At 72.1% G+C, this 4553-nt stretch carries 4 protein-coding genes and 2 pseudogenes; all 6 read left to right on the forward strand.

Features of this window, described 5'->3' with window-relative positions:
* Nucleotides 1-337: pseudogene (locus tag AB0C29_RS34935) on the forward strand (EstA family serine hydrolase); the annotation flags it as partial.
* Nucleotides 338-433: 96 nt separating this feature from the next.
* The gene (locus AB0C29_RS34940) at nt 434-1561 is read left to right on the forward strand and encodes an ABC transporter substrate-binding protein (RefSeq protein WP_360829547.1); all 1128 of its coding nucleotides are present in this window, start codon (nt 434-436) and stop codon (nt 1559-1561) included.
* A gap of 2 nt (nt 1562-1563) precedes the next feature.
* Nucleotides 1564-2484 carry an ABC transporter permease gene (locus AB0C29_RS34945; protein ID WP_360829550.1) on the forward strand — a complete coding sequence of 307 codons (921 nt, stop codon included), beginning with the start codon at nt 1564-1566 and terminating at the stop codon, nt 2482-2484.
* Nucleotides 2472-3266 carry an ABC transporter permease subunit gene (locus tag AB0C29_RS34950; RefSeq protein WP_360829553.1) on the forward strand — a complete coding sequence of 265 codons (795 nt, stop codon included), beginning with the start codon at nt 2472-2474 and terminating at the stop codon, nt 3264-3266. The genes AB0C29_RS34945 and AB0C29_RS34950 overlap by 13 nt, the downstream gene beginning before the upstream one ends.
* Nucleotides 3263-4285: an ABC transporter ATP-binding protein gene (locus tag AB0C29_RS34955; RefSeq protein ID WP_360829556.1), complete on the forward strand. Its 1023-nt coding sequence runs from the start codon at nt 3263-3265 to the stop codon at nt 4283-4285. Before AB0C29_RS34950 ends, AB0C29_RS34955 begins: the two co-directional genes overlap by 4 nt.
* A gap of 41 nt (nt 4286-4326) precedes the next feature.
* Nucleotides 4327-4553 (forward strand): annotated as a pseudogene (locus tag AB0C29_RS34960) (hypothetical protein); the annotation flags it as partial.

Consider the following 4553-nt stretch of genomic DNA (forward strand, 5'->3'; position numbering starts at 1 on the left):
TGGATACGCGGGTTCGGCCAGGCATCACGGATCGGGGTCGAGGGGACCGGCGCCTACGGCGCAGGGCTCGCCCGCCGGCGGCACCGCGCCCGACCTGTTGTCCGGCGGCTCCGGTGCCCAGTTCGGCCTCGGCTTCGAGGCCATGTCGACCCCCTATCCGTTTCTCGGCCCGGCCGCGTTCGGCCACTTCGGCGCGGCCGGCTCGCTCGGCTTCGCGGATCCGCGCAGCGGAGTCGCGTACGGCTACGCCCGTGACCGCCTCGCCCAGCCCCACGGTGGTGGTGCGGTGGAGAACGACCAGTTCGTGACGGCTGTCGTTCAGGCCGCCGACGCCTGATCGCCGCCTGTCGCCCGCCCGCCCGATACCCCGTACTCTCATGATCCACAGCGGCACCGCCGGCTCGGCGGGTGCCGATGAGATGGAGGAACCCAAGTGCGGACCCTTGCCCGTACCGCCGCGGCCCTGCTGGCGGTCACGACCTTCGCCGGCCTCACGGCCTGCTCCCCGCCCGAGAAGGAGAGCGCTTCCAGCGGCACCGGTGCGGCCACCGCCGCCAGCGCCGCCGACCTCGGTGGCATGGACGCGCTCGTCGCCGCGGCCAAGAAGGAGGGCCAGCTCAACGTCATCGCGCTGCCGCCGGACTGGGCCAACTACGGCGAGATCATCAAGGCCTTCGGCACCAAGTACGGCATCAAGGTCAACTCGGCCCAGCCGGACGCCAACAGCCAGGACGAGATCAACGCCGCGGACCAGCTCAAGGGCCAGGACAAGGCGCCCGACGTGTTCGACCTGGGCAGTGCCGTCGCGACCGCCAACGTGGCCAAGTTCGCCCCGTACAAGGTGGCCACCTGGGCCGACATCCCGGACGCGCTCAAAGAGGCCGGCGGCACCTGGACCAACGACTACGGCGGCTACATGTCGATCGGCTACGACAGCGCCAAGATGCCCGCCCCGGCGAGCGTGGCCGACCTGCTCAAGCCCGAGTACAAGGGCAAGGTCGCGCTCAACGGCGACCCGACCCAGGCCGGGGCCGCGTTCGCCGGTGTCGCGATGGCCGCGCTCGGCAACGGCGGCTCCGCCGACGACATCAAGCCCGGCGTCGACTTCTTCGGACAGCTGAAGAAGGCCGGCAACTTCCTGCCGGTCGACCCGACCCCGGCCACCGTCGAGTCCGGCCAGACGCCGGTCGTCATCGACTGGGACTACCTCAACGTCGCGCAGGGCGCCAAGCTCAGCGGCAAGATCCAGTGGAAGACCGTGGTGCCGGCCGGTGCGGTGCTCGGCTCGTACTACGTGCAGGCCATCAGCAAGGACGCCCCGCACCCGGCAGCCGCCCGGCTGTGGGAGGAGTTCCTGTACTCCGACGAGGGCCAGAACCTGTGGCTCAAGGGCGGCGCCCGGCCGGTGCGCGCCGACGCGATGGTCAAGGCGGGCACGATCGACGCCACCGCGTTCGGGGCCCTGCCCAAGGTCGAGGGCACCCCGGTCTTCCAGACCGAGGCCCAGACCACCAAGGCCAAGGAGTACCTGGTGGCCAACTGGGCCAAGGCCATCGGCTGAGCATGGCCACCGTCCTCGACGGCCCGGAGCTGGCGGCACCCGTGCCGCCGGTCCGGGCCCCCCGGGGCCGGCTGCGCCTGAACCAGGTGCGCAGCCTGCTCGGCACCCTGCCGTTCTTCGCCTACGTCACCGTCTTCCTGGTCATCCCCACCCTGGTGGTGGCGATCGGGGCGTTCGCCGGTGACGGCGGCTTCACCCTCGCCAACGTGACCGCGCTGGGCGACTCCTACGTGCTGGACGCGTTCGGGCGCAGCATCCTGCTGTCGGCGGTCACCGCGCTCCTCGGCGCGGTGCTCGGGGCGGTGCTGGCGTACGCGCTGGCCACCGCCCGGCCCGGCGGGCTGCTGCGCCGCATCGTCACCGCCGCGTCCGGGGTGCTGGCCCAGTTCGGCGGCGTCACCCTGGCGTTCGCCTTCATCGCCACCCTCGGCCTGTCCGGCTTCGTCACCGTGTTCCTGCGCGACAACCTCGGCGTCGACATCTACTCCGGTGGCGTCTGGCTCTTCGAGCTGCCGGGCCTCGTGCTGGTCTACACGTACTTCCAGATCCCGCTCATGGTGATCGTGTTCCTGCCCGCGCTCGACGGGATCCGCCCGCAGTGGCGCGAGGCCACCGAGAGCCTCGGCGGTTCCACCTGGCAGTACTGGACCAAGGTGGCGGGACCGTTGCTCGCGCCCGCGTTCCTCGGCTCCACGCTGCTGCTGTTCGCCAACGCCTTCTCCGCGTACGCGACCGCGGCGGCCCTGGTCAGCCAGGGCAACCCGATCGTGCCGCTGCAGATCCGCAGCGCCCTGACCAGCGAGGTCGTCCTGGGCCAGCAGAACCTCGGCAAGGCGATGGCGCTGGGCATGGTCGTGGTGGTGGCCGTGGTGATGACCCTGTACGCCCTGCTGCAGAAGCGGACCGCACGATGGCTGGGCTGAGGGCGCGCCGGGCCCGCCGGCAGTCCGCGTTCCGCTGGACGGTCCTGGCCGTCATGGGGGTCTTCTTCCTGCTGCCGCTCGCGGCGATGGTGGAGTTCACCACCCGCGGGGACAGCGGCACCTGGTCGCTGCTCGCCGACTGGCCGAAGCTCAGCGAGACCTACCCCGACCTGGCCGACGGGATCGTCGCGTCCCTGGGCCAGGCCCTGCTCACCGCCCTGCTCATGCTGGTGCTGCTGGTGCCCACGGCGATCTGGGTCCGGCTGCGGCTGCCCGGCCTGCGCCCGCTGGTCGAGTTCATCTGCCTGCTGCCGCTGACCATCCCGGCGATCGTGCTGGTCGTCGGCCTGGCCCCGGTGTACGCGTGGGTCAACTACTTCCTCGGCGGCTCGTCGCTGACGCTCACGTTCGCGTACACGATCCTGGTCCTGCCCTACGCCTACCGGGCGATCGACGCCGGGCTGTCGGCGATCGACGTCAAGACGCTCGCCGAGGCCGCCCGCGGGCTGGGCGCGAGCTGGTTCACCGTGATGGCCCGGGTGGTGCTGCCGAACATCCGCTCGGCCGTGCTGTCCGCCGCGTTCCTCACCGTGGCCCTGGTGCTGGGCGAGTTCACCATCGCCTCGCTGCTGAACCGCACCAACCTGCAGGTCGCCATCAACCTGCTCGGCAAGAGCAGCGCGACCATGTCGGTGGCGGTGTCGCTGGCCGCGCTCATCCTCGCGTTCGTGCTGCTGCTGCTCCTGTCCCTGTTCGGCGATCGCAGAAAGGCGTCCCGATGAACGGTGTCGCCGTCCACCTCAACGACCTGCGCCGCACCTTCGGCGCCGTGCACGCCCTGGACGGGCTGGACCTGCACATCGAGCCCGGCGAGCTGATCGCCCTGCTCGGCCCGTCCGGCTGCGGCAAGACCACCGCGCTGCGCATCCTGGCCGGGCTGGAGGACGCGGACAGCGGCCGGGTGCTGGTCGGCGGCAAGGACATCACCGGCCTGCCGGCCAACCGGCGTGACATGGGCATGGTGTTCCAGGCGTACAGCCTCTTCCCGCACCTGACCGCGCTGGAGAACGTCCAGTTCGGTCTGAAGCTGCGCCGGCGCGCCGGCGGTGACCGGGCCGCGGCGATGCTGGACCTGGTCGGCATCAGCGAGCACGCCGGCCGCTACCCGCACCAGCTCTCCGGCGGCCAGCAGCAGCGGGTGGCGCTGGCCCGGGCACTGGCCATCGAGCCGCAGGTGCTGCTGCTCGACGAGCCGCTGTCCGCACTGGACGCCAAGGTCCGGGTGCAGCTGCGCGACGAGATCCGCCGGATCCAGACCGAGGTCGGCACCACCACCCTGTTCGTCACCCACGACCAGGAGGAGGCGCTGGCCATCGCCGACCGGGTCGGGGTGATGCGCTCCGGCCGGCTGGAGCAGCTCGCCGCGCCGGCCGAGGTGTACCTGCGCCCGGCGAGCGCGTTCGTCGCGGACTTCGTCGGGCTCAGCAACCGGCTGCCCGGCCACGTCGACGGGGACACGGTCACCGTGCTCGGCACCCGGCTGCCCCTGGTGAAGCCGGCCACCGGCGGTCCGGAGGTGACCGCCCTGGTGCGCCCGGAGTCGGTCGGCGTCGTGCCCGACCCGGACGGCCAGGCCCGGGTGCTGTCCACGGCGTTCCTCGGCCCGACCAGCCGGGTCACCGTCGAGGTCGGCGACAGCATCGTCGTGGCCCAGGTCAGCGGCGAGTCGCTGGCGGAGCTGACGGTCGGCACCCCGGTCCGGATCGACCTGCGCCCGGTTCCGGTGGCGTTGCAGGACTGACGACGATGGCGATCACGCCCGGCGCCTTGCTCTACTGACATGTGCGCACCTACTACCGCGGGCCCGACGCCGCCGTCACCGACGAACTGCTCATCTGGCAGGCCGGGACGACGAAGGCCTTCGTGGTGGCCGAACTGCGCCAGGTCGCCCGGGTGCGCCAGGACGGCGGCCGGGTCGGCCGGGTGGTCGCGGCGGTCCTGCTCGCCGTCGCCGGCGCCGGCTGGGCGCGACTCGCGCTGCCGGGCCGGTGGTACGTCGCGATCGGCGC

Source organism: Actinoplanes sp. NPDC048791 (assembly GCF_040650095.1).
Classification (GTDB): Bacteria; Actinomycetota; Actinomycetes; order Mycobacteriales; family Micromonosporaceae; genus Actinoplanes.